General features: G+C 56.6%; 22 protein-coding genes. 13 read left to right on the forward strand and 9 right to left on the reverse strand.

What is annotated here, in order from left to right; genetic code table 11:
* Positions 1–14 precede the first annotated feature (14 nt).
* Both ilvN and QEP12_RS07875 read right to left on the reverse strand, forming a co-directional pair.
* Positions 15–506 carry an acetolactate synthase small subunit gene (ilvN, locus tag QEP12_RS07870; RefSeq protein ID WP_169167787.1) on the reverse strand — a complete coding sequence of 164 codons (492 nt, stop codon included), beginning with the start codon at positions 504–506 and terminating at the stop codon, positions 15–17.
* Between the two features lie 163 nt (positions 507–669).
* Positions 670–2,457 (reverse strand): acetolactate synthase 3 catalytic subunit, encoded by a 1,788-nt coding sequence (locus tag QEP12_RS07875; RefSeq protein ID WP_284213907.1) that lies wholly within the window; start codon positions 2,455–2,457, stop codon positions 670–672.
* 298 nt (positions 2,458–2,755) lie between these two features.
* Here QEP12_RS07875 and QEP12_RS07880 point away from each other — a divergent pair, with 298 nt between their 5' ends.
* The 5 genes from QEP12_RS07880 (at position 2,756) to QEP12_RS07900 (ending at position 5,917) form a co-directional block, all read left to right on the forward strand.
* Complete coding sequence (locus QEP12_RS07880) at positions 2,756–3,328, forward strand: RNA polymerase sigma factor (RefSeq protein ID WP_174863354.1); 573 nt, start codon at positions 2,756–2,758, stop codon at positions 3,326–3,328.
* Complete coding sequence (locus QEP12_RS07885; RefSeq protein WP_174863353.1) at positions 3,325–3,798, forward strand: DUF3619 family protein; 474 nt, start codon at positions 3,325–3,327, stop codon at positions 3,796–3,798. The genes QEP12_RS07880 and QEP12_RS07885 overlap by 4 nt, the downstream gene beginning before the upstream one ends.
* 161 nt (positions 3,799–3,959) lie before the next feature.
* Positions 3,960–4,661 carry a DUF3106 domain-containing protein gene (locus QEP12_RS07890; protein ID WP_284213908.1) on the forward strand — a complete coding sequence of 234 codons (702 nt, stop codon included), beginning with the start codon at positions 3,960–3,962 and terminating at the stop codon, positions 4,659–4,661.
* Between the two features lie 104 nt (positions 4,662–4,765).
* Positions 4,766–5,284: an RDD family protein gene (locus QEP12_RS07895; protein ID WP_284213909.1), complete on the forward strand. Its 519-nt coding sequence runs from the start codon at positions 4,766–4,768 to the stop codon at positions 5,282–5,284.
* A 36-nt stretch (positions 5,285–5,320) separates the two neighbouring features.
* Entirely contained in the window at positions 5,321–5,917 is a 597-nt protein-coding gene (locus QEP12_RS07900) for an LOG family protein (RefSeq protein ID WP_174863351.1), read from the forward strand.
* Between the two features lie 62 nt (positions 5,918–5,979).
* On the opposite strand, the gene QEP12_RS07905 is transcribed toward QEP12_RS07900, so the two are convergent.
* The 5 genes from QEP12_RS07905 to QEP12_RS07925 all read right to left on the reverse strand — a co-directional run bounded on the left by QEP12_RS07905 (position 5,980) and on the right by QEP12_RS07925 (position 11,262).
* Positions 5,980–6,318, reverse strand: a complete 339-nt coding sequence (locus QEP12_RS07905) for a P-II family nitrogen regulator (protein ID WP_219164224.1) — start codon at positions 6,316–6,318, stop codon at positions 5,980–5,982.
* A 53-nt stretch (positions 6,319–6,371) separates the two neighbouring features.
* Entirely contained in the window at positions 6,372–8,018 is a 1,647-nt protein-coding gene (locus QEP12_RS07910) for an NAD+ synthase (protein ID WP_174863350.1), read from the reverse strand.
* 169 nt (positions 8,019–8,187) lie between these two features.
* Entirely contained in the window at positions 8,188–9,954 is a 1,767-nt protein-coding gene (locus QEP12_RS07915) for a methyl-accepting chemotaxis protein (RefSeq protein ID WP_284213910.1), read from the reverse strand.
* A 133-nt stretch (positions 9,955–10,087) separates the two neighbouring features.
* On the reverse strand, positions 10,088–10,618 hold the full coding sequence (ppa, locus tag QEP12_RS07920; protein ID WP_219164221.1) for an inorganic diphosphatase: 531 nt from the start codon (positions 10,616–10,618) through the stop codon (positions 10,088–10,090).
* A 116-nt stretch (positions 10,619–10,734) separates the two neighbouring features.
* The gene (locus QEP12_RS07925) at positions 10,735–11,262 is read right to left on the reverse strand and encodes an Mpo1 family 2-hydroxy fatty acid dioxygenase (protein WP_284213912.1); all 528 of its coding nucleotides are present in this window, start codon (positions 11,260–11,262) and stop codon (positions 10,735–10,737) included.
* A 274-nt stretch (positions 11,263–11,536) separates the two neighbouring features.
* Here QEP12_RS07925 and QEP12_RS07930 point away from each other — a divergent pair, with 274 nt between their 5' ends.
* The 8 genes from QEP12_RS07930 to QEP12_RS07965 all read left to right on the forward strand — a co-directional run bounded on the left by QEP12_RS07930 (position 11,537) and on the right by QEP12_RS07965 (position 18,890).
* Complete coding sequence (locus QEP12_RS07930) at positions 11,537–12,127, forward strand: DUF2889 domain-containing protein (RefSeq protein WP_174863346.1); 591 nt, start codon at positions 11,537–11,539, stop codon at positions 12,125–12,127.
* A 57-nt stretch (positions 12,128–12,184) separates the two neighbouring features.
* Positions 12,185–13,321, forward strand: a complete 1,137-nt coding sequence (gene moaA, locus QEP12_RS07935; RefSeq protein ID WP_284213913.1) for a GTP 3',8-cyclase MoaA — start codon at positions 12,185–12,187, stop codon at positions 13,319–13,321.
* A 58-nt stretch (positions 13,322–13,379) separates the two neighbouring features.
* Positions 13,380–14,003, forward strand: a complete 624-nt coding sequence (gene mobA, locus QEP12_RS07940) for a molybdenum cofactor guanylyltransferase MobA (protein WP_174863345.1) — start codon at positions 13,380–13,382, stop codon at positions 14,001–14,003.
* A gap of 78 nt (positions 14,004–14,081) precedes the next feature.
* Positions 14,082–14,405: a thioredoxin family protein gene (locus QEP12_RS07945; protein WP_174863344.1), complete on the forward strand. Its 324-nt coding sequence runs from the start codon at positions 14,082–14,084 to the stop codon at positions 14,403–14,405.
* A 385-nt stretch (positions 14,406–14,790) separates the two neighbouring features.
* Positions 14,791–15,231: a tripartite tricarboxylate transporter TctB family protein gene (locus tag QEP12_RS07950; protein WP_174863343.1), complete on the forward strand. Its 441-nt coding sequence runs from the start codon at positions 14,791–14,793 to the stop codon at positions 15,229–15,231.
* 3 nt (positions 15,232–15,234) lie between these two features.
* Positions 15,235–16,740 carry a tripartite tricarboxylate transporter permease gene (locus tag QEP12_RS07955; protein WP_219164216.1) on the forward strand — a complete coding sequence of 502 codons (1,506 nt, stop codon included), beginning with the start codon at positions 15,235–15,237 and terminating at the stop codon, positions 16,738–16,740.
* A 61-nt stretch (positions 16,741–16,801) separates the two neighbouring features.
* Positions 16,802–17,494 (forward strand): response regulator transcription factor, encoded by a 693-nt coding sequence (locus QEP12_RS07960; protein ID WP_284213914.1) that lies wholly within the window; start codon positions 16,802–16,804, stop codon positions 17,492–17,494.
* Positions 17,478–18,890 (forward strand): sensor histidine kinase, encoded by a 1,413-nt coding sequence (locus QEP12_RS07965; RefSeq protein WP_284213915.1) that lies wholly within the window; start codon positions 17,478–17,480, stop codon positions 18,888–18,890. Before QEP12_RS07960 ends, QEP12_RS07965 begins: the two co-directional genes overlap by 17 nt.
* A gap of 102 nt (positions 18,891–18,992) precedes the next feature.
* Here QEP12_RS07965 and rnhA read toward each other — a convergent pair whose 3' ends face one another.
* The gene (gene rnhA, locus QEP12_RS07970) at positions 18,993–19,442 is read right to left on the reverse strand and encodes a ribonuclease HI (protein WP_174863340.1); all 450 of its coding nucleotides are present in this window, start codon (positions 19,440–19,442) and stop codon (positions 18,993–18,995) included.
* Positions 19,439–20,179 (reverse strand): methyltransferase domain-containing protein, encoded by a 741-nt coding sequence (locus tag QEP12_RS07975; protein ID WP_284213916.1) that lies wholly within the window; start codon positions 20,177–20,179, stop codon positions 19,439–19,441. The genes rnhA and QEP12_RS07975 overlap by 4 nt, the downstream gene beginning before the upstream one ends.
* Positions 20,180–20,182: the final 3 nt, after the last annotated feature.

Here is a 20,182-nt window from a genome sequence, read left to right on the forward strand (position 1 = left end):
GGGCTGCGCCGCCTTCACACACGCAAAATGCGCTCGCCGCGACCAATGCCCGAGGCGCCAGTGCGCACGGTTTCCAAAATAGCCGTGCGATCCAGCGCTTGCAGGAAGGCATCGTTCTTGGATTGGTCGCCGGTCAGCTCCACGGTGTAGCTTTTCTCGGTCACGTCAATGATGCGGCCACGGAAGATGTCCGCCATGCGCTTCATCTCTTCGCGCTCTTTGCCCACCGCACGCACCTTGACCATCATGAGCTCACGCTCGGTGTAAGCACCTTCGGTCAAATCCACCACCTTCACCACTTCAATCAGGCGATTCAGGTGCTTGGTGATTTGCTCAATCACATCGTCCGAACCCGTGGTTTGGATGGTCATGCGCGACAGGGACGGATCTTCCGTGGGGGCAACGGTCAGCGACTCGATGTTATAGCCACGGGCCGAAAACAGGCCCACCACGCGTGACAGGGCTCCGGGCTCGTTTTCGAGCAGTACGGCAATGATGTGTTTCATGTCCAGATTCCTCTTTTCGCTGCCCTCCCCGGTCACCGGTAAGTGACCAGCTTGGCAGACAATAGATTCGTCAAAATGAGAGCGCTTAGCGCAGATTAATTCTGCATTTGCGCACGAAAAGGCTTTGAAATCAGCCACCAGCAAGCGCTGGCAGCTTCTTTTTTTACAAGTCGTCAGGCCCCAGCAGCATTTCAGTAATGCCTTTGCCCGCCTGCACCATGGGGAACACGTTCTCGGTGGGGTCGGTGCGGAAGTCCAGGAACACGCACTTGTTCTCTTCGCGAGCAATACGGCGCGCTTCCTTCAACGCGGCTTCAACCTGCGAAGGGTCTTCGATCAGGATGCCAGCGTGGCCATAGGCCTCGGCCAACTTCACAAAGTCGGGCAGCGAATCCATATAGCTGCTGGAGTAACGGCCCGAGTACTCAATCTGCTGCCACTGACGCACCATACCGAGGTAGCGGTTATTGAGCGCACAGATGATGACAGGGGTGTTGTACTGGCGGCAGGTGGCCAGCTCCTGGATGTTCATCTGAATCGAGCCTTCGCCCGTGATGCAGAAGACCTCCGCCTGCGGCTTGGCAAGCTTGATGCCCATGGCATAAGGCAAACCCACACCCATGGTGCCCAGCCCGCCGGAGTTGATCCAGCGGCGTGGCTCGTCAAAGCGGTAGTACTGCGCGGCCCACATCTGGTGCTGGCCCACGTCCGACGTGATGTACACGTCTTCGCCCTTGGTCATGTTGAACAAGGTATCGACCACATACTGGGGCTTGATCACTTCCTTGTTGTGGCGATTGAACTGCAGGCAGTCACGACTGCGCCACGCTTCAATCTGCGTCCACCACTGCGCCAGTGCCCCTTCATCAGGCTGGGCGGTGGTCTCCTTGATCATGGCGATCAACTCGGTCAGCACGTCTTTGACATCGCCCACGATAGGCACATCCACCTTCACACGCTTGGAGATGGAAGACGGGTCAATGTCAATATGGATGATCTTGCGTTCCACCGACATAAAGTGCTTGGGGTTGCCAACCACCCGGTCATCAAAACGCGCACCCACGGCCAGCAACACATCGCAGTTTTGCATGGCGTTGTTGGCTTCAATCGTGCCGTGCATGCCCAGCATGCCCAAGTATTTCTTATCGCTGGCAGGGTAAGCTCCCAGACCCATCAAGGTATGGGTAACGGGGTAGCCCAGCATATCCACCAAGGTGCGCAGCTCTTGGCAGGCATTGGCCAGCAGTACACCACCACCGGTGTAGATATAAGGGCGCTTGGCGCTCAGCAACAGCTGCAGGGCTTTGCGGATTTGGCCTGAGTGCCCCTTTTTCACAGGGTTGTACGAGCGCATTTCCACGGTCTGTGGATAGCCGCTGTACGTCGCCTTTTTAAAAGACACATCCTTAGGAATGTCGACCACCACCGGGCCGGGGCGACCTGTGCGGGCCACATGAAACGCTTTTTTCATGGTGGCAGCCAGATCACGCACATCTTTGACCAAGAAATTGTGCTTGACGATGGGGCGGGTAATACCCACGGTGTCGCACTCTTGGAAGGCATCGGTGCCAATCGCCGCCACCGAAGTCTGGCCGCTGATCACCACCAAAGGAATGGAGTCTGTGTAAGCAGTAGCGATACCTGTTACTGCATTGGTCAGGCCGGGGCCGGATGTCACCAGCGCCACGCCTACTTCACCCGTTGCACGGGCAAAGCCATCGGCTGCATGCACGGCCGCCTGCTCATGGCGCACCAACACATGTTCGATACTGTCTTGTTTGTAGAGTGCGTCGTAAATATAGAGCACTGCACCGCCAGGATAGCCCCACAGGTGTTTCACACCTTCTGCTTGAAGCGCCTTGACGAGAATTTCAGCACCCATCAAATCTTGAGGTGCTGTTTGCGTAGAAGCAGCCGCTGCACTGGCTTGCTCTGCTTTGGAGATTTCCATGATCAACCTTTGTGAATTTCTCTAACGAAAAACCTTGGGTGCCCCTCGCTCAAGTCCTTGTGGGACCGGTTCAGGACTTAAGGCCAAAGGACATGAGCGAAATGGTGTACGCCGGACCTTGACCCGTTTGCCTTGTTTAATTGCAAGCGATGATTATGGCACTGCAACATACGGTTTGGCTAACGCTTTTTAGGCGGCTTGCCAACGCGATGCGATAATGGATGTCTTTGCTGCGCACTGCTTTTACTAATTACGGTAAGCAGATTCGTTAGATTCCGACTTACTGAGCACCCCTGTCTTGGCCACCGAACAAGAGCTATCCGACTTCCTCAAAGGCGTGGAAAAACGTGCGTTTAAGCGCTCGGTTTACCACGTCCGCGACGAAGAGGCCGCGCTAGATATTGTTCAAGACAGCATGCTTAAACTGGCCCAGCACTACGGTGATAAGCCCGCAGCAGAGCTGCCCATGCTGTTTCACCGCATCTTGTCCAACTGCACTCTGGACTGGTTTCGGCGCCAAAAAACGCGCAACGCCGTCTTTACCACCATGAGCGACATCGCACATGGAGATGACAACGAAGACGGCGATTTTGATTGGATGCAAACTTACGCAGCCGATGACACCCATGAGACTGCGCAGAGCGCGGAAACCCTAACTCAACGCTCTCAACTGCTGCAAAGTATTGAAAAAGAAATTCAATCTTTGCCAGCGCGTCAACGCGAAGCTTTCTTGCTGCGTTACTGGGAAGACATGGATGTTGCAGAGACCGCTGCTGCCATGGGTTGCTCCGAAGGCAGTGTCAAAACACACTGCTTCAGAGCCATCCAATCGCTGAGCAAAGCGCTCAAAGCCAAAGGAATTGAGTTATGACCACACCTTCACACCACAATGAACTTGCGGCCGAGCAATTTGCCCGAAAGCTGACTGCGCGCTTGTCCATGACGAGTGCGGAGTTGCCGTACGTGGTCACCGAGCGCCTGCGCGCCGCACGCATGCAAGCCTTGTCCGCCCGCAAGCGCAGCAGCACCCCTTTGCGCGCGCACCAAGCCGAAACAGCCAGCTCTTTGTTTGGTGGCAACAATGCCGAAGGCACACTATCTCTGGGCGGCCCTGGCCATGAAGACACCACGCCGCTGTGGGTGCGCCGCCTGCTCACAGCACTCCCTCTGGTTGCACTGGCCGCAGGCCTGGCATTCATTGGGGTGGAGCAAGACAGCCGCGCCACCCTGGACGTTGCGGAGGTGGATGCAGCCCTGCTGACCAGCGAACTGCCACCCGCGGCCTATACAGACCCCGGCTTTCAACAGTACCTTCAGACCACTGTTTCCGATACCCCCTAAACTCCTGCGCACGTTTTCCTTTTCAAGGTTGCGTGCAGATTTACACTTGGCAATACATGCCCTTGACAGCCGATACACCAACAAAACCGCATTCGCCTATCTTCGCCCCGAGCGTGGCGAGCGTTTTGTTGCTGTGTCTTGCTGCTGGTGGCCTCTGGAGCATGAACCAAGTCGCCATGGTTCCAAGTGCGGTTCCTGCCTATATGGCGGTTGAAGGTGGCAGCGAACATGCATCGCTGAGCAGCAGCACACACGCACCCCAACTGCGTATCAGCTCTTCTAGCCCCATCTGGCGCGAGATTACCGAAGCACAACGCCAGGTTTTGATGCCGCTGCGCGACCGGTGGGACAGCATGGGGGCCCTCACCAAGCGCCGCTGGCTGGTGCTGGCAGACCGCTACCCCAAAATGGATGAATCCGAGCGCAACAAGCTCGTCAGCCGCATGAACACCTGGGCCAGCCTGAGCGCCCAACAGCGCAACCAAGCACGCATCAATTTTGAGAGCACAAAGCGCTTGTCAGCCAAAGAACTACAAGAAAAATGGGACGAATATCAGGCCTTGAGTGAGGCGGAGCGAAAGCGCCTTGCGGAACAAGCGCGCAAAGCCAAAGCAGCAAAAAAAGCAAAGCGCAGGCTCGCCGTACCGGCACCCAAAGTCGAAGCTCCGAAAAAGGAGAACGCGCCCACGCCTCCCGCTCCAGCAGTGGTTGAAACACTTCCTGTGGAAACACCCCAAGCAGCACCAACAGTGCATCTGCCTCCGATGCAGCCTCCGCCTGCCGCATCCAGCCAGCCCATTTCCGTTCCGCAGTCCATGCCGCGTGTTGATCTACCTCCACTTCCTGCAGCGCCACAGCACTAAACTGCCCGCGAAAAGCACCCACGTTCGCGGCACCCTGTGCGCACACAGGCACAATCAACCACCTCCTCCCGCGCTCTGGCACCTCGCTTACTTCACTCGTTGGCATGCAACCGTCTACTCTCCTCTCCCCATCTTTGCCTGCCCCAAGCCTGCGCCGCCGCATGGCCTGCTGGCTTTATGAAAGTCTGCTGTTATTTGGCGTGGTGTTTGTGGGCGGGATTGTCTTAGGCGCTGCAGGCGCATTGTTTGGCACCCCCCTCTCTCCTCGAACCCTTCAAGCCATGCTTTTTGTGGTACTTGGCATGTATTTCGCGTGGTTTTGGAGCAAGGGGCAAACCCTTGCGATGAAAACTTGGCACATTCAAGTGGTCGACACACACGGGCGCCCCTTAACTCGCATTCGCGCACTTGCCCGCTATGCCTTGGCTTGGCTGTGGCTGCTACCACCGCTGGCTATGGCGGCACCTTTCCACCTGCCCATTGCCGAAGTCGCCGTACTGACTTTCGGGTGGGTGGCGGTGTGGGCATTGCTGAGTCGCTTCCATCCGCAGCGCCAGTTTTTTCATGATGTCTTAGCAGGCACACGCCTTATCGATACTGCCCAGGGAAATCAGGGCGCTTAACGCGCCTGCAGCCTCCTCCACCTCGAAAACAACCTTATGTCTTCCACACCTAGCTTTTCCATCTGCGTGTACTGTGGCTCGCGCCCAGGTGAACTCCCAGTCTATGCACAGGCAGCTCGTGCAGTAGGCGCATGGATCGGCCAACGAGGAGGTCAGTTGGTGTATGGCGGCGGACGTACGGGCTTAATGGGCATCGTTGCCGAAGCCACCAAAGCTGCAGGCGGGCGCGTTGTAGGCGTGATTCCCCAAGCCCTGGTCGATAAAGAGGTTGCCAACCAAGCCTGTGACGAGCTGCATATTGTGGGCAATATGCATGAGCGCAAAGCCATGATGGCAGAGCGTAGCAACGCCTTCTTGGCGCTGCCTGGCGGGATTGGTACCTTTGAGGAACTCTTTGAGGTATGGACCTGGCGCCAGCTGGGCTATCACGACAAACCGATTGGCTTGCTGAATATTGAGCACTACTACAGTCAGCTGCTTGGCTTTTTAGAGTCCACGGTATCCAACGGTTTTATGGGTGCTTGGCAGATGGATTTAATTCGCTCCAGCGACCACATTCCCGACTTGTTGGAGTTCTTGGTAGAAGCTGCTGGCACTTCGCCCCAAAGCAAGAATTTGCGCGAAGTACTCTGACCCCTATGCTTCACCCATAAAAAAAGCGATCTTCAAAATCGCTTTTTTTAGGGTCTGCAGCCTCACACGGCCGCATTGTCCAAGTCACCTGTGCGAATACGCACAACTTTTTCGACAGGCGTGACAAAAATCTTGCCGTCACCAATCTTGCCAGTGCGAGCGGCAGTCACGATCGCGTCGACGCAACGGTCTGCATCTTCGGTGGCCACCACCACTTCGATCTTTACTTTGGGCAAAAAGTCCACCACATACTCTGCCCCCCGGTACAGCTCCGTATGTCCTTTTTGCCGGCCAAACCCCTTTACCTCCGTCACTGTTAAGCCCGTTACGCCACATTCCGCCAAGGCTTCACGCACCTCCTCTAATTTGAAGGGCTTGATGATGGCAGTGATCATTTTCATGGTGAGGGCTCCAATGGAATTTAAAACTTGGTCAATTGCGACTGAGTCAGGGCTTAGCGTCTAAAGCCGTTTGTGATGGGGCTACGCCAATCCTTGCCAAAGCTACGCGTGGAGAGGCGGGGCCCCACAGGGGCTTGTCTGCGCTTGTATTCATTGATTCGGATCAGGCGAACCACGCGCTCTACATTGTCGCGGTCATGACCTGCGGCCACGATGGTTTCAATAGGTTCATCATTTTCCACATATCGGCGAATCATGTCGTCCAGTACGGAGTAAGGCGGCAAACTGTCCTCGTCTTTTTGATCGGGACGCAATTCCGCACTGGGTGGCCGCGTGATGATGCGCTCAGGAATGGGATTCAAGCCCGTACCAAACGGGTCATTGGCATTGCGCCAGCGTGCCAAATCAAACACCCGTGTTTTCAGCACGTCTTTGATCACTGCAAACCCACCCGCCATATCACCATACAAAGTGCAGTAGCCCGTCGCCAATTCGCTCTTGTTGCCGGTGGTCAGCACAATCGCGCCAAACTTGTTGGACATGGCCATGAGCAAGGTTCCGCGAATACGCGCCTGCAAATTTTCCTCGGTGGTATCTTCTTTCAAACCGTGGAAATGGCTTGCCAGCGCTGCCTTAAACGCTTCAAATTGTGGAGCAATGTCAATCACATCATGGCGCACCCCTACGCGGCTCGCCATCTCTTCAGCGTCTTTCCAGCTGATGTCTGCCGTGTAGGGTGAAGGCATCATCACGGTGCGCACCTTGTCTTGGCCCAAGGCATCTACGGCGATTGCCAGTACCAATGCGGAATCAATCCCACCGGACAAACCCAGCAAAGCACCCGGAAAACCATTCTTGCTGACGTAATCACGCACTGCTAGCACCAAAGCACGCCAGAGATAGGCGTTGTCCTCTTGCACAGGCTCTACCAAGCCAGACAGTTGCACTTGGCCCGACGCCTGCTGCGCTGCCACAGTGACCAGTGCCGTCTCAAAGGATGGCGCGCGTGCAACTACAGAGCCATCTGCATGCAAGGCAAAGCTGCTGCCATCAAACACCAACTCATCTTGCCCGCCCACCATGTGCGCATAGACCACAGGCAACCCGGTCTCCAGAGCGCGCTGCGCCAAAACCGCTTCACGCTCGGTCTGCTTGCCCAGGTGGTACGGCGATGCATTCAACACAATCAGCATCTGTGCGCCGGCCTGCTTTGCCGCCCAAGCAGGTGCTGGCAGCCATGCATCTTCGCAAATCAATACCCCCGCCCGAATGCCATTCACATCCACCAAGCAAGGCTGGGACTGGGGCGTGAAATAACGTAATTCATCAAACACCCCATAGTTCGGCAGCGCCTGTTTGACATACCTGGACACGATGCGGCCATTGGCAATCAAGCTTGCTGTGTTGTGACGGTGCAAAGTACCCGGCACCGCCTGCGTATGCCCCAGCAGCAGTGCCAAGCCTGGCAAATCCGCCGTTGCAGCAATAATGCTCTGCAACGCCTCATCACTGGCTTGCTGAAACGAAGGGCGCAGCAGCAAGTCCTCTGCGGCATAACCACACAGGGCCAGCTCCGGCGTCACCAGCAGCGATGCACCTTGTGTATGCGCTTGCTTAGCAGCTTCAATGATCTTTTGGGCATTACCGCTGAAATCACCAACGACAAAGTTGAGCTGAGCGATGCAGATAGAAGTGGTCATGAAAAAGGAGGCAACAGGCCTAAACGCTGACAGCCGCTCCTGTATGAGTCCGTCCACACAGCAAGCGCAAAGGAGCAATTATCGCTCCCTCTGCTTCCCGCCACCCGTATGGGTTTGAATGAAAAAAGCCGTATTGCTGAGCAATACGGCGCAAACAGCGCCCACACGCTCACTGGCCGTTAAAACGCTCCCACTCTTCCTTTGCAGCGGCGCCTTCATGCGTGGCTGCAGACACTTGCGTTGTGCGCAAGGCCGGTGCGGGGTAGCCCCCATCCTTGGTGACCATGCCAGGAGCATGCGCAACAGATAAAGAAGCTGCTGCCACGGTCTTCTGGCGCACGGCAGTCGCCGCGGTCAAGGAAAGCTTGACCTTAAAGCTCGATACGGCCTGCACCAAATCCTTGGCTTGGCGTTGCAGGCCTTCCGCAGCGGCTGCGCTTTGCTCGACCAAAGCGGCATTTTGCTGGGTGGCCTGATCCATTTGCGCAATCGCTTCGCTGACTTGGCCGACGCCTTGGCTTTGCTCTTTGCTGGCGGCGCTGATCTCTCCCACCAAGTCAGACACATGGCGAATGGCCGTAACGACCTCTTCCATCGTAGTCCCCGCCTGTGCGACCAAGTGGCTTCCCTGCTCCACGCGCTCCACGCTTTCGCCAATCAGTTGCTTGATTTCTTTCGCAGCCTCCGCACTGCGGCCGGCCAAGGCCCTCACCTCGCTGGCCACCACCGCAAAACCCCGGCCTTGCTCGCCAGCACGTGCCGCTTCCACCGCAGCATTCAGCGCCAAGATGTTGGTCTGAAACGCGATCCCATCAATAACCCCAATGATGTCGGCAATTTTTTGGCTGCTGGTGTCGATGTCTTTCATGGTGGTCACCACCTGCCCCACCACCTCGCCCCCGCGCACCGCCACCTGCGAGGCGTTGATTGCCAGCTGATTCGCTTGCGCCGCGCTGTCTGCGTTGTGGCGCACCGTAGCAGCCATCTGCTCCATGGAAGCTGCCGTTTGCTGCAGCGCGCTGGCTTGCTCTTCCGTGCGGCTCGACAGGTCTGCGTTGCCCATGGCAATTTGTTCACTCGACGTGGACACACCATCGGCATTGCTACGCACATGGCTGACCACCCCCTCCAGGTTGTTGCGCATGGCGGCGAGCTCTTGCAACAGCTTGCCCATTTCGTCGCCTCCGCTGGCGGGAATGTGCTGCGTCAGATCACCTTGCGAAATACTGCGTGCTGCACGCACGGCCTGCCCCACGGGCACGGTCACAGACCGGGTAATTAACCAGCCCAAAACTGCGGCGCTGAGTGCACTCAGCGCCATGCCAGCCAGCACCCAGATCGTCGCAAACTGGAAACTGTGCGCAGCATCTTTTTCAGCGGCCTCGGCGTATTCGCGGATCAAGGTATCCAAACGCACCAAGACATCCACCAGTTGCACAAACACCGGCTCTGCGGAGCCCACATAGAAGTTCGTCACCGCATCGCCCAGCAGCAAATCGCCTTCTGGCTCGGCATAGTCTTTTTCACGGGCCAGCTGGAGGAAGTTTTGCTGCCCTTGCAGAAATTGCTTGCGCAACTCCACATAGCGCGCCATCAGCTCTTTTTCGGCTGCTGTGCGCTCGCGCGATTCAAAGCTGCGTTCATGCGCTTGAATTTGCTCCAAGACTTTGGTGATTTGTGTGGTGTAGCCTTCCACCTCTGCCACGCTGTTCACATTCAAGACACCGGCTTCTGCGCGGCGCAGGCTATTCCATAGCGAGCGCATGCTACCCACATCCACCACACTGGGCATCGCGTGTTGTGTCACCGCCTGTGTGCTTGCGTTCATCTGACGCATTTGCCACAAAGAAATACTGCCCAAGGCCAACGTAAGAAAGCTAACCAGCGCAAATCCCAAGCCCAACTTTGCAGCCATGCGCATATTCGCCAAAACCATTTCGTCTCCAAGAAAGTCTGGCGGGGCCGGGCAAAAAAAATGTGCAGACCCCGCACTGGAGTCCGCACATTAACAAAAATTTACAGTATTTGAGGTAAAAGTCTCAAGAAATGCAGGCTTGCCTGCACGCCTCTTAGGCTTTGTTGTAGTTGGCGATGCCGTCCGTGATTTCCTTTTTGGCTTCGTCCACGCCCTTCCAGCCTTGGATCTTCACCCACTTGCCCTTTTCCAGATCCTTGTAGTGCTCGAAGAAGTGCTGGATCTGGTTCAGCGTCAGCTCGTGCACATCGGCCAAGGTTTCGATCTTGTCGTAAGCAGGCAAGATCTTCTTGGTGGGTACTGCCAGCACCTTGCCGTCCACGCCACCGTCGTCTTCCATCAGCAAAATGCCAATCGCGCGGCAAGGCACCACCACACCGCTAGGCAGCGGGAAGGGGGTCATGACCAGCACGTCCACAGGGTCGCCGTCGCCTGCCAGCGTTTGGGGCACATAGCCGTAGTTCACGGGATAGTGCATGGCGGTACCCATGAAACGGTCCACAAACACACAGCCTGTTTCCTTATCCACTTCGTACTTGACAGGATCGGAATTGGCAGCAATTTCGATCACTACATTGAAAGTTTCAGGGGCATTCTTGCCGGGAGTCAGTTTTTCGAAGGACATGATGCTTGGTCAGGTTATGAAACAAAACTTCCCCAAGTCGGGGAAAACTTGCTGATTTTAGATGCATGCCCTTGCTTGCTTCTTTCAAAACCCTCGAATATCCGCGCAGCAGACAACTACAGCAAGGCCTGCTGGGTGTGGCGCACAGGCCCCGAGCGCAATTCAATCGCATGCTGCACCTCTTTGCGCCAACCCAGCGCAAACCCCATTTCCGCCAGCACAAACAACGGGCCAATCAGCAAGCCCACAATGTCATCCATGAACGCGGGTTTGCGCCCTTCCCAGTAATGGCCAACAAACTGAATGATCCAGCCCACCACAAACAGGCCTACGCCTGTGCCCAGCCAGAGCGACAGCGTCTGCTGTGCCAGCCAGGCTCCGGCTGCCAGCATCAGCGCCAGCACCATGGCCAAGCTGATGCCATAGCGCGTATCCAGCAGCACGTAGTACACCGAGGCCGCCAACGCGGCCAGCACTGCGGGGCTGAGCACCAAACCACTGCCCTCCAGCACCCACGCCGGGCGCGACAGCAAAATCACCACGGCCCACAAAATCATGGGCACGCCCACAAAGTGGGTGAGGATGTTGCGTCCATCGCGGTGATAGTCCGCGTATTGCGAGAGTTGATCCACCAAGGTTTTCATGACGGTCTCCGAACCACGATCCAAACCCTGCCATGGTCAACGCCGCACCAGCCCCTGTCCATAGGGCAAATACCATCCATATTTGATAGCTACCAGCGCTTATCAGTCCTAAATAAAACACGTATTTCATGCAAATTTACGTAGCTTGGGTGACTGACATGGCGCTTGACCGCCATCAGAATGCCGTTATTTCAAGCCTTGGGCTTGTATGCACAGTCAAATTGCCATCTAACGCTTGATAGATAAGCGCTAGCAGCTATATAAATTACAGAAAATGCCTCTTTCTACCCCCACGGTGGCACGCACCCCCCAGCACATCCGACAGGTCAATTTCCGCAGCTATGAACGTGCAGATGGCTTGTGGGACATCGAGGGCGAATTGCTGGACACCAAAGCCATTGACCTGCCCCGCCCCAACGGCGAAGGCATTCGCAAGGCGGGCGACCCCATCCACCACATGCACATCCGCGTCACTGTCAACACCCAGCTGGTGGTGCAAGCCATCGAGGCGTCGATGGAAGCCCACCCGGTACAAGGCTGCCCCGCCGCCCTGGACGCCATGCAGCGCATGGTGGGTTGCAGCATGGCGCGTGGCTGGCGCAAATCCATCGATGCCAACCTGGCAGGCGTGGCCGGGTGCACCCATATGCGGGAGTTGCTGCAAAACATGGCCACCGCCGCCTTTCAAAGCATTGTGTCGGCCTTTAATACTGCACCCGACCAGCCTCCAGCCTACCTGGGGCGCTGTACAGGCTGGAGCTTCAACGGCCCTGCGGTCGCCCAATATCACCCGCAATTTGTAGGCTGGATTTTTCCCGAAGGCAAAAGCGCTGCACAGCCGCCCGTGCAGGCAGAAAAAGTCTAGTCTGCGCAAACCCTGTGGCCAACACGACTGACAGCCTTGCGGCACAATCTGCAGCATATGGTTGATCGCGTGATTCCTTTGGTTGAGCAAAGGTATGGACTTCTCCAAGCCCCTTTGAATGCCCCGCACATTGCCCCCTCCGGGCAATTGCTGGATCAGCGCGCGCGCCCGCTGCGTGATCTGCGCATCAGCGTGACCGACCGCTGCAATTTCCGCTGTGCCTACTGCATGCCCAAGGACGTCTTCGACAAAGACTATCCCTACCTGCCGCACAAGGCGCTGCTGACCTTTGAAGAAATCACGCGCCTGGCACGCATCTTCACCGCACATGGCGTGCGCAAATTCCGCCTCACCGGCGGCGAGCCGCTGCTGCGTAAAGGGCTGGAGCAGTTGATTGCCCAGCTGTCCGCGCTGCGCACCCCCGAAGGCGATGCGCTGGATATCACGTTGACCACCAACGGCTCTTTGCTGCGCCGCAAGGCCCAGTTGCTCAAAGATGCAGGCCTCAAACGCGTGACCGTGAGCCTGGATGGCTTGGATGACGCCACCTTCCGCAGCATGAACGACGTGGACTTCCCCGTCGCCGATGTGCTGGATGGGATTGAAGCCGCCCGCGAAGCCGGCCTGCAAGACATCAAGGTCAACATGGTGGTCAAGCGCAGCACCAACGTGTCGCAGATTTTGCCGATGGCGCGCCACTTTCGCGGCACCGGCGTAACGCTGCGTTTTATTGAATACATGGACGTGGGCGCTACCAACGGCTGGTGCATGGACGAGGTACTACCTTCCGCAGACGTTGTAAATCTTATCAACGCCGACATGCCCTTGGTACAGCTCGACCCCACTGCACCCGGCGAAACCGCCAAGCGCTGGGGCTATGCAGATGCCCACGGCCAGCACGATCCCCAACTGGGCGAAATTGGCGTCATCAGCAGCGTGACCCAGGCTTTTTGCGGAGACTGCAACCGCGCCCGCCTGTCCACCGAAGGCCGCATGTACCTGTGCCTGTTTGCCGATAAAGGCTGGGATTTGCGCGAGCTGCTGCGCGGCGGCAGCGACGACGCCACCATCAGCAATGCGCTGGGCCATATCTGGGGGCAGCGCAATGACCGCTACTCCGAGCTGCGCGCCCATCTACCACCGGAAGCCGCCCAAGGCCGCAAACGTGTAGAAATGAGCTACATCGGCGGCTAAGTCTTGGCTACTGGCACCATACTTTGGCTTTTTTACAAGCAACGTGGCACACAAAAGCATGATTTCTTCGCAAGACATCACCGGCCTCATCCTGGCCGGTGGACGCGGCAGCCGCATGGGCGGTGTCGACAAAGGCCTGCAACCTTTCAAAGGCCAGCCTCTGGCTTTGCACGCGCTACAGCGCTTGCAACCGCAAGTGGGCGAATGCATGCTCAACGCCAACCGCAGCTTAGACACCTACCAAGGCTTTGGTGCGCCAGTGCACCCTGATGTGCTGCCAGACTATGCCGGCCCACTGGCAGGCTTTCTCACCGGGCTGAGCCACTGCACCACTGAATGGCTGCTGACCGTGCCGTGCGACAGCCCCTGTTTTCCGCTGGATCTGGCCCAGCGCATGACCGCTGCAGCCCAGCAAGCCAGCGCCACCATCGTGCTGGCAGCAGGGCCTGAAGTTGGCCGCGATGGCACGCTGCAGGTCCGCCCCCAGCCCGTGTTTGCCTTGCTGCACCGTAGCGTGCTACCCAGCCTGCAAGCCTTTGTAGCCGCAGGTGGGCGCAAGATTGATGCGTGGACGGCCCAACACCCCCAAGCGCTGTGCACCTTTGATGCCCCCGGCGACAACGTGCAAGCCTTTGCCAATGCCAATACCCTGCAAGAGTTGATAGCGCTACAAAATGCCTAACACTGCGGATTGACGCTATTGCCCCATCCGCAGACCATGCACCGCCCGGCTACCCACTACAACCCACAAGGAGACTCCATGGCTTTTGCAACTGCTTTTACCGACCCAGCCCCATCACCCGAAGACTTGGCCGATCTGCCCGGCACCGTGGCTGTGGAGTTCGGCGTGGACTGGTGCCCCCACTGCCAAGGCGCCCAGCCCTTCTTGCGCGAAGCCCTGCAAGAGCGCCGCGACATCACGCACATCAAAATCGAAGACGGCCCCGGCCGCAAGCTTGGCCGCCACTTCAAAGTCAAGCTCTGGCCCACGCTGGTGGTGCTGCGCAATGGCCAAGAAATTGGCCGCACCACGCGCCCCCTGTCCACGCAGGACGTCGAAGAGCAATTGCCCGTTGCGATCTAAGCGCCGGTCAAACGCGTCAGCCCATCAACAATGTGCGACTGCGACGAGGCCTGAAACCATAGGCAGCACAGATGAGCGACACGGCAAAACAGCGTCGCACCAAGGCTTGCGGCATCCACTCTGAGCACACTGCACCACCACACCCCAAGGCCCTATTCAGGGCCTTTTTTGTAATTATTTTTTCTTCACGCTAGCCAAACATAGGGCATGCCAAGTTAACTACATTTAATTCTTATAAATCAAAACATCTCAAATATTAGTTTTTATTAAATATTTTTAACATTTACATTAAATATTTTTAATAATAGATCTCATACGTAGTATGCACAAGCTCTGAATGCTATTTAAACCATAAAAATCAACACCTCTAACCATCGGAGGTTCAATGCTCAAAAGAGATTTAAGAGACATACTCGCTGGCAGCTTTGTCAGCATGGTCGGCCTATTTTTTGCGATTGCCGGCACCAACTACACGTTTGGCACTGCAGCACGCATGGGCCCGGGCTATATGCCAGTCGTTTTAGGATGGGTTTTATGCATCCTTGGCTTGCTGATTTTGGTGCCAGCCTTATTTCGCCAAGGTGAGAAGATTGAAGTGCACTGGGACAGCTTGGCCGCATCCACGGCAGCACTCATCACTTTTGCATTTACGCTAGATGTACTGGGTGTTTTTCTCAGCAGCGTGATTGCTGTTTTGCTTGCCAGTTTGCCAAAACGTATGCATTTTGGCGTGCGTGGTGTATTGGCCATATCGATTGCGGTTATCACTTCCCTGATCTTTATTGCAGGATTGGATATGACTGTTTCCCTGTTTCCAGCGCTGTAAATCATGGAATTACTGAATAACCTTTTACTGGGTCTGCAAGTAGCCTCTGACCCCACCATTCTTTGGTATTGCTTTTTTGGCGTATTTCTAGGCACGGCAGTGGGCGTACTCCCCGGTATTGGCGCATTGGCAGCCATTTCTTTGCTGCTGCCAATGACCTATCACATGTCGCCCACTGCTGCGATTGTGATGCTGGCGGGCGTCTATTACGGCGCACAGTATGGTGGCTCCACGGCCTCCATTTTGATGAACTTGCCCGGAGGGCCCTCTGCAGCAGTCACCTGTCTGGATGGCTATCCCATGGCCAAAAACGGTAAAGCTGGTATTGCCTTGTTCATCACCACCATCGCCTCCTTGTTTGGCGCCATGTTTGGTTTGGTGCTGCTGGTGCTTTTTTCCCCTGCGATTGCAGAAGTAGGCCTGAAATTTGGCCCCGCGGAGCTGTTTGCCATGATGGTGATGGGTTTAGTGGCCGCCTCTTCCATGGGCAGCGGCTCGCCCATCAAGGGGCTGGCGATGGTGGTCATGGGTGTGCTGCTGGGCATGGTAGGCACCGACGTCAACTCTGGCGCAGCCCGCTTTACCCTGGACATTCCAGAGCTGATGGACGGCATCAACCTGGTGGCCTTGGCCATGGGATTGTTTGGTGTCTCAGAGGTGGTGCGCGGCATTCACGGTCAGGACGATACGCAAAAGGTCGAAAAAATCACCTTGCGCTCCATGCTGCCCTCCAAGCAGGAGATGAAGCGTTCTTACCCCGCCATGTTTCGCGGTTCGGTGCTGGGCTCGGCGCTTGGTGCGCTACCGGGGGTGGGCCCTTCGATTGCAGCCTTCATGGCGTATGCCGTGGAAAAAAAGACTGCCAAAAACCCAGAGGAATTTGGGCATGGTGCCGTTCAGGGCATTTCCGCCCCTGAATCCGCCAACAACGCAGCGGCGCAAACCGCATTTGTGCCCTCTTTATCCTTGGGAATTCCCGGCGATGCCGTCATGGCCATCATGCTGGGGGCACTCATCATCCACGGCATTCAGCCGGGCCCAATGCTGATCAATGAGCAACCTGAAATGTTCTGGGGCTTGGTTGTGAGCTTTGCGATTGGCAACATCATGCTGGTGCTGCTGAACATTCCCACCATCGGCATTTGGGTGTCGCTGCTGCGCATTCCGTTCAGCTGGCTTTACCCTGCCATCTTGGTCTTTGTGGCCTTGGGGGTGTACAGCGTCAACAACAACAGCTTTGATATCTATATGGTGGCCATCCTCGGGGTGCTGGGCTACCTGTTCATGCTGCTGCGCTTTGAGGCCGCCCCCCTGCTGCTGGGCTACATTTTGGGCCCCATGGTGGAAGAAAACATGCGCCGTGCTTTGCTGCTTTCGCGCGGTGACCCCATCATCTTTATCGATCGTCCCATCAGTGCCACCTTGCTGGCAGTCACTGTAGCCATGCTGGGCTGGACAATCTTCAAGTTTGTGCAACGCTCACTGCGCAGAAGACACATTCCGGCATAGATAAGCCAGCTCTTTAAAATCATCCCTGTGGTACCTTCTGTGCCCAGGGATTATTTGCTCAATGAAAAATATTTTATTAATTGAAGATGATACTGGTATTGCCCAATACATTTGCAGCAATCTAGAAAAATCCAACTACCATATTACCCACGTAGCTGAAGCGAGCAACGGTTTAAAAACTGCACTCTCTCAACCATGGAGCTGCATTTTGTTAGACCGCATGCTGCCTGTTGAGGTGGATGGTCTAGACATTCTCAAAGCCTTGCGTGCGCTTGGCAATAGCACACCTGTCATTATTGTCAGTGCCTTAGAAAAAATTGATGAGCGCATTCTGTGCTTAAAAGCAGGCGCTGATGATTATTTGCCCAAACCATTTTTCATCAATGAATTGGAAGCGCGTTTGGAGGCAGTGATGCGGCGCAGCAACCTTTCACAAGCACCTTTATCCCATGCCATGCAAATAGGCAATCTGCATGTGGATTTAATTACGCACACGGTATATCGCGAAAAAGAGAAAATTCTGCTCAACCCTCGCGAATTCAAACTACTGGCTTACCTTATTAAAAATGCAGGCCAAACTGTGACACGTGCCATGGTGCTGGAGAATGTCTGGGATTATGACTTTCAACCAGAAACCAACATCATTGATGTACACATCAGCCATTTGCGCCAGAAAATCGATGAAAAAGGGGCGCCCTCTTTGATTCGCACCATCCGCGGCGTGGGTTACAGCATCGATGCCCCCGCGCCTTAACCCCCTGCCCCGTGCCTGGCAAGCGTGGCAGTCCAGCTCCTTTCGGCTGGCGTTGTGTTTTGGCCTGCTGGTGCTGGCCATTTTGGCGGGCACCTTTACCGTGTACTACGTGGAGATGGTGGGCACCGCCAGCCAGCAACTCGATGACTACGCACTGCGCACCAGCAAACGCCTGCTGCACACGCACAGCCAGCAAGGCGATGCGGGCTTGCAGGCAGAAATCACCCAGCTGCTCGGGGACGGCATTGACAGCCAAAGCGAGGTGCTGATTTTTCAGAACCGCCAAGGCCAGGTCTGGGCAGGCAATGCCGTGGCCGATATGGCACAGGTGCGTGCCAGCCCCGGTTTGCAAGACGTGATGCTGGAGCAAGAGGCCCGCCACTTCCTGGGCCGCGTGCAGGTACATGACCTGGGCCAAGACCGCTTCTTGCTGGCAGGCAGTGATCTGCAACCCCTGAGCGACATTCGCGACCGCTATTTCAAGGCCACGGGCATCGCGCTGGCCTTGGTCATGGGCCTGTCGCTGGCGGCTGCCGTGGCATTTCGCTATTTGATGGACCAGCGCGCCGCAGCACTGCGCCGCGCCATGCGCCAGGCGGGGCAAGGCAATTTGCATTTCCGACTGCCCCAAAGCCGCCGCAGCGATGAATTCAGCCTGCTGGAGCAAGACATCAACACCATGTTGGAACAGTTGGAGCAGCTGGTGCACGGCATACGCCATGTATCGAATATGGTCGCGCACAACCTGCGCACACCGCTGAGCCGCACTTTGCACCATGTACAGCTAGCCATGGATGCACCCGAGGCCCAGCGCCAGTCGCAGCTGGAGCTGGTGCAAGAAGAGCTGCAACAGCTCAACCGCCTGTTTGCCAAGATGCTGCTGCTGGCGGAAGTGGAATCAGGCCTGGGCCAGCAACGCTTTGCGCCGCTCAACCTGCGCTGCGTGCTGCAGGAGGTGCTGGAGTTTTATGACCCCATTTTTGTGGATCGCCAAGTGCAACTGCAGATCCAGGCGCAAGACGATGCATGGGTGCTGGGCGACTCCCACCTGCTAGCGAATGCACTGTCCAACTTGCTGGACAACTTTCTCAAATACGGTGGCGACGGAGCATGCTTTGCGCTGGAGATAGCGCTGCAAGTCAGCGCACACCACGTAACCTTGCAGCTGCGCGATCATGGCCGGGGCGTTCCCGCAGACGCACTAGTCCGCATGGGACAGCACTTTTTTCGCGCCAGCACGCACCAGCAGCTTGCTGGTCACGGCATCGGCCTTGCCAGCGTGCGCGCTATTGCGCGCTTGCACCAAGGCAGCATCACTTGGCGGCTTGTCAGCCCAGGGCTGGCCACTACGTTGCAGTTGCCACGTGCATCTGCACCGGGGCAGAACGCTGCATAAATCAGAGCTTGCAGCGCTTAAAAACAAAGGACTTCAGATACAAAACCATCTGAAGTCCTTTCCATATGAGCGCTAGCGGCTACTATTTTTAAAGCTTCAGCTTTAGATTCTTCCCAAAGCTTTCTCCACGCCCTTGTTGGCCAGCTCATCGGCCTTTTCATTGCCCGGGTCACCTGCATGGCCCTTGACCCAGCGCCACTCAATACGGTGCCCTGCGGTGGCCACCAACGCATCCAGCTCCTGCCACAGCTCGACATTTTTTACCGGTTGTTTGGATGCAGTCTTCCAGCCTTTGGCTTTCCAGCCATGAATCCACTCCGTAATGCCTTTACGCACGTACTCACTGTCCAGAAACAGCTGGACATCACAAGGGCGCTTAAGCGCACGCAGCGCCTCAATCACGGCCTGCAACTCCATGCGGTTATTGGTGGTGCCCAACTCACCACCAAACAGTTCTTTGGTGTGGGGGCCCGCCTGTAGCAACACCCCCCAGCCACCGGGGCCGGGGTTGCCTTTGCAGGCACCGTCCGTATAAATCACAACCTGGTTCAAATTTCTTTCCTTTGCGGCACTTGCTGGCACGCTGCCGCCGTGGCAGCTGACGCTGTCGCTTTGCGAGAGCGCCATGCAGGCTCCATCAGCCGCATGCCGTGCACCTTTTTCACAGCCAGCACGCAGTATGCACCGCCCAGCACGGGCCACGCCTTGTTGCCCAGCTTGTCCATCCAACGCCAGCGCTGCAGCCAAGCCTCACTGTCCACAGCCGGGGCGTGACAGCCAAAATCCGCAGCCACCACATCCATCGCCAGCACTTGCAGCCAGTCACGCACGCGCCAATAAGGCAGTCCTTTGCAGGCATTCAAGCTGGGCGCCTGTGTGCGCTCCAGGCCGTGCTGAAGTCCCCACAAGCTAAAGGGGTTGAGTCCGAACAGCAAAAGACGCCCCTCTGGCACCAGCACCCGCACCGCCTCGCGCAAGGCTGCATGCGGGTCCTGGCACAGCTCCAGGGTGTGCGGCAGCACCAGCAGATCAATGCTGGCTTCGGCAAAAGGCAAGGCCTCAGGGGCACAAAACAGCTGAACTTGCTCAGGGTCTTGGCAAGCTGGTCGATCAAGGTTTAAATCGAGAGTCGGCGATGCCACCCATCGGTGGGGCATGCGGTTATGACGCAGAGCGTGCAACATGGGCAAGCCCAGTTGCAGGCTGTGATAGCCGAAAATATCAGCCACCGCCTCATCGCAGCGCTGCTGCTCCCAGTCGAGCAAGTAGCGCCCAAAAGCTTTTGCCATCCA

Origin of the sequence: Comamonas jiangduensis (assembly GCF_030162955.1) — a bacterium.
GTDB lineage: Bacteria > Pseudomonadota > Gammaproteobacteria > Burkholderiales > Burkholderiaceae_C > Comamonas > Comamonas jiangduensis.

Coding starts and splice junctions, on each gene's coding strand:
- ilvN (WP_169167787.1), bottom strand. CDS start 506: ATGAAACACATCATTGCCGTACTGCTCGAAAACGAGCCCGGAGCCCTG.
- QEP12_RS07875 (WP_284213907.1), bottom strand. CDS start 2,457: ATGGAAATCTCCAAAGCAGAGCAAGCCAGTGCAGCGGCTGCTTCTACG.
- QEP12_RS07885 (WP_174863353.1), top strand. CDS start 3,325: ATGACCACACCTTCACACCACAATGAACTTGCGGCCGAGCAATTTGCC.
- QEP12_RS07890 (WP_284213908.1), top strand. CDS start 3,960: ATGAACCAAGTCGCCATGGTTCCAAGTGCGGTTCCTGCCTATATGGCG.
- QEP12_RS07895 (WP_284213909.1), top strand. CDS start 4,766: ATGCAACCGTCTACTCTCCTCTCCCCATCTTTGCCTGCCCCAAGCCTG.
- QEP12_RS07900 (WP_174863351.1), top strand. CDS start 5,321: ATGTCTTCCACACCTAGCTTTTCCATCTGCGTGTACTGTGGCTCGCGC.
- QEP12_RS07905 (WP_219164224.1), bottom strand. CDS start 6,318: ATGAAAATGATCACTGCCATCATCAAGCCCTTCAAATTAGAGGAGGTG.
- QEP12_RS07910 (WP_174863350.1), bottom strand. CDS start 8,018: ATGACCACTTCTATCTGCATCGCTCAGCTCAACTTTGTCGTTGGTGAT.
- QEP12_RS07915 (WP_284213910.1), bottom strand. CDS start 9,954: ATGGTTTTGGCGAATATGCGCATGGCTGCAAAGTTGGGCTTGGGATTT.
- ppa (WP_219164221.1), bottom strand. CDS start 10,618: ATGTCCTTCGAAAAACTGACTCCCGGCAAGAATGCCCCTGAAACTTTC.
- QEP12_RS07925 (WP_284213912.1), bottom strand. CDS start 11,262: ATGAAAACCTTGGTGGATCAACTCTCGCAATACGCGGACTATCACCGC.
- QEP12_RS07930 (WP_174863346.1), top strand. CDS start 11,537: ATGCCTCTTTCTACCCCCACGGTGGCACGCACCCCCCAGCACATCCGA.
- moaA (WP_284213913.1), top strand. CDS start 12,185: ATGGTTGATCGCGTGATTCCTTTGGTTGAGCAAAGGTATGGACTTCTC.
- mobA (WP_174863345.1), top strand. CDS start 13,380: ATGATTTCTTCGCAAGACATCACCGGCCTCATCCTGGCCGGTGGACGC.
- QEP12_RS07945 (WP_174863344.1), top strand. CDS start 14,082: ATGGCTTTTGCAACTGCTTTTACCGACCCAGCCCCATCACCCGAAGAC.
- QEP12_RS07950 (WP_174863343.1), top strand. CDS start 14,791: ATGCTCAAAAGAGATTTAAGAGACATACTCGCTGGCAGCTTTGTCAGC.
- QEP12_RS07955 (WP_219164216.1), top strand. CDS start 15,235: ATGGAATTACTGAATAACCTTTTACTGGGTCTGCAAGTAGCCTCTGAC.
- QEP12_RS07960 (WP_284213914.1), top strand. CDS start 16,802: ATGAAAAATATTTTATTAATTGAAGATGATACTGGTATTGCCCAATAC.
- QEP12_RS07965 (WP_284213915.1), top strand. CDS start 17,478: ATGCCCCCGCGCCTTAACCCCCTGCCCCGTGCCTGGCAAGCGTGGCAG.
- QEP12_RS07975 (WP_284213916.1), bottom strand. CDS start 20,179: ATGGCAAAAGCTTTTGGGCGCTACTTGCTCGACTGGGAGCAGCAGCGC.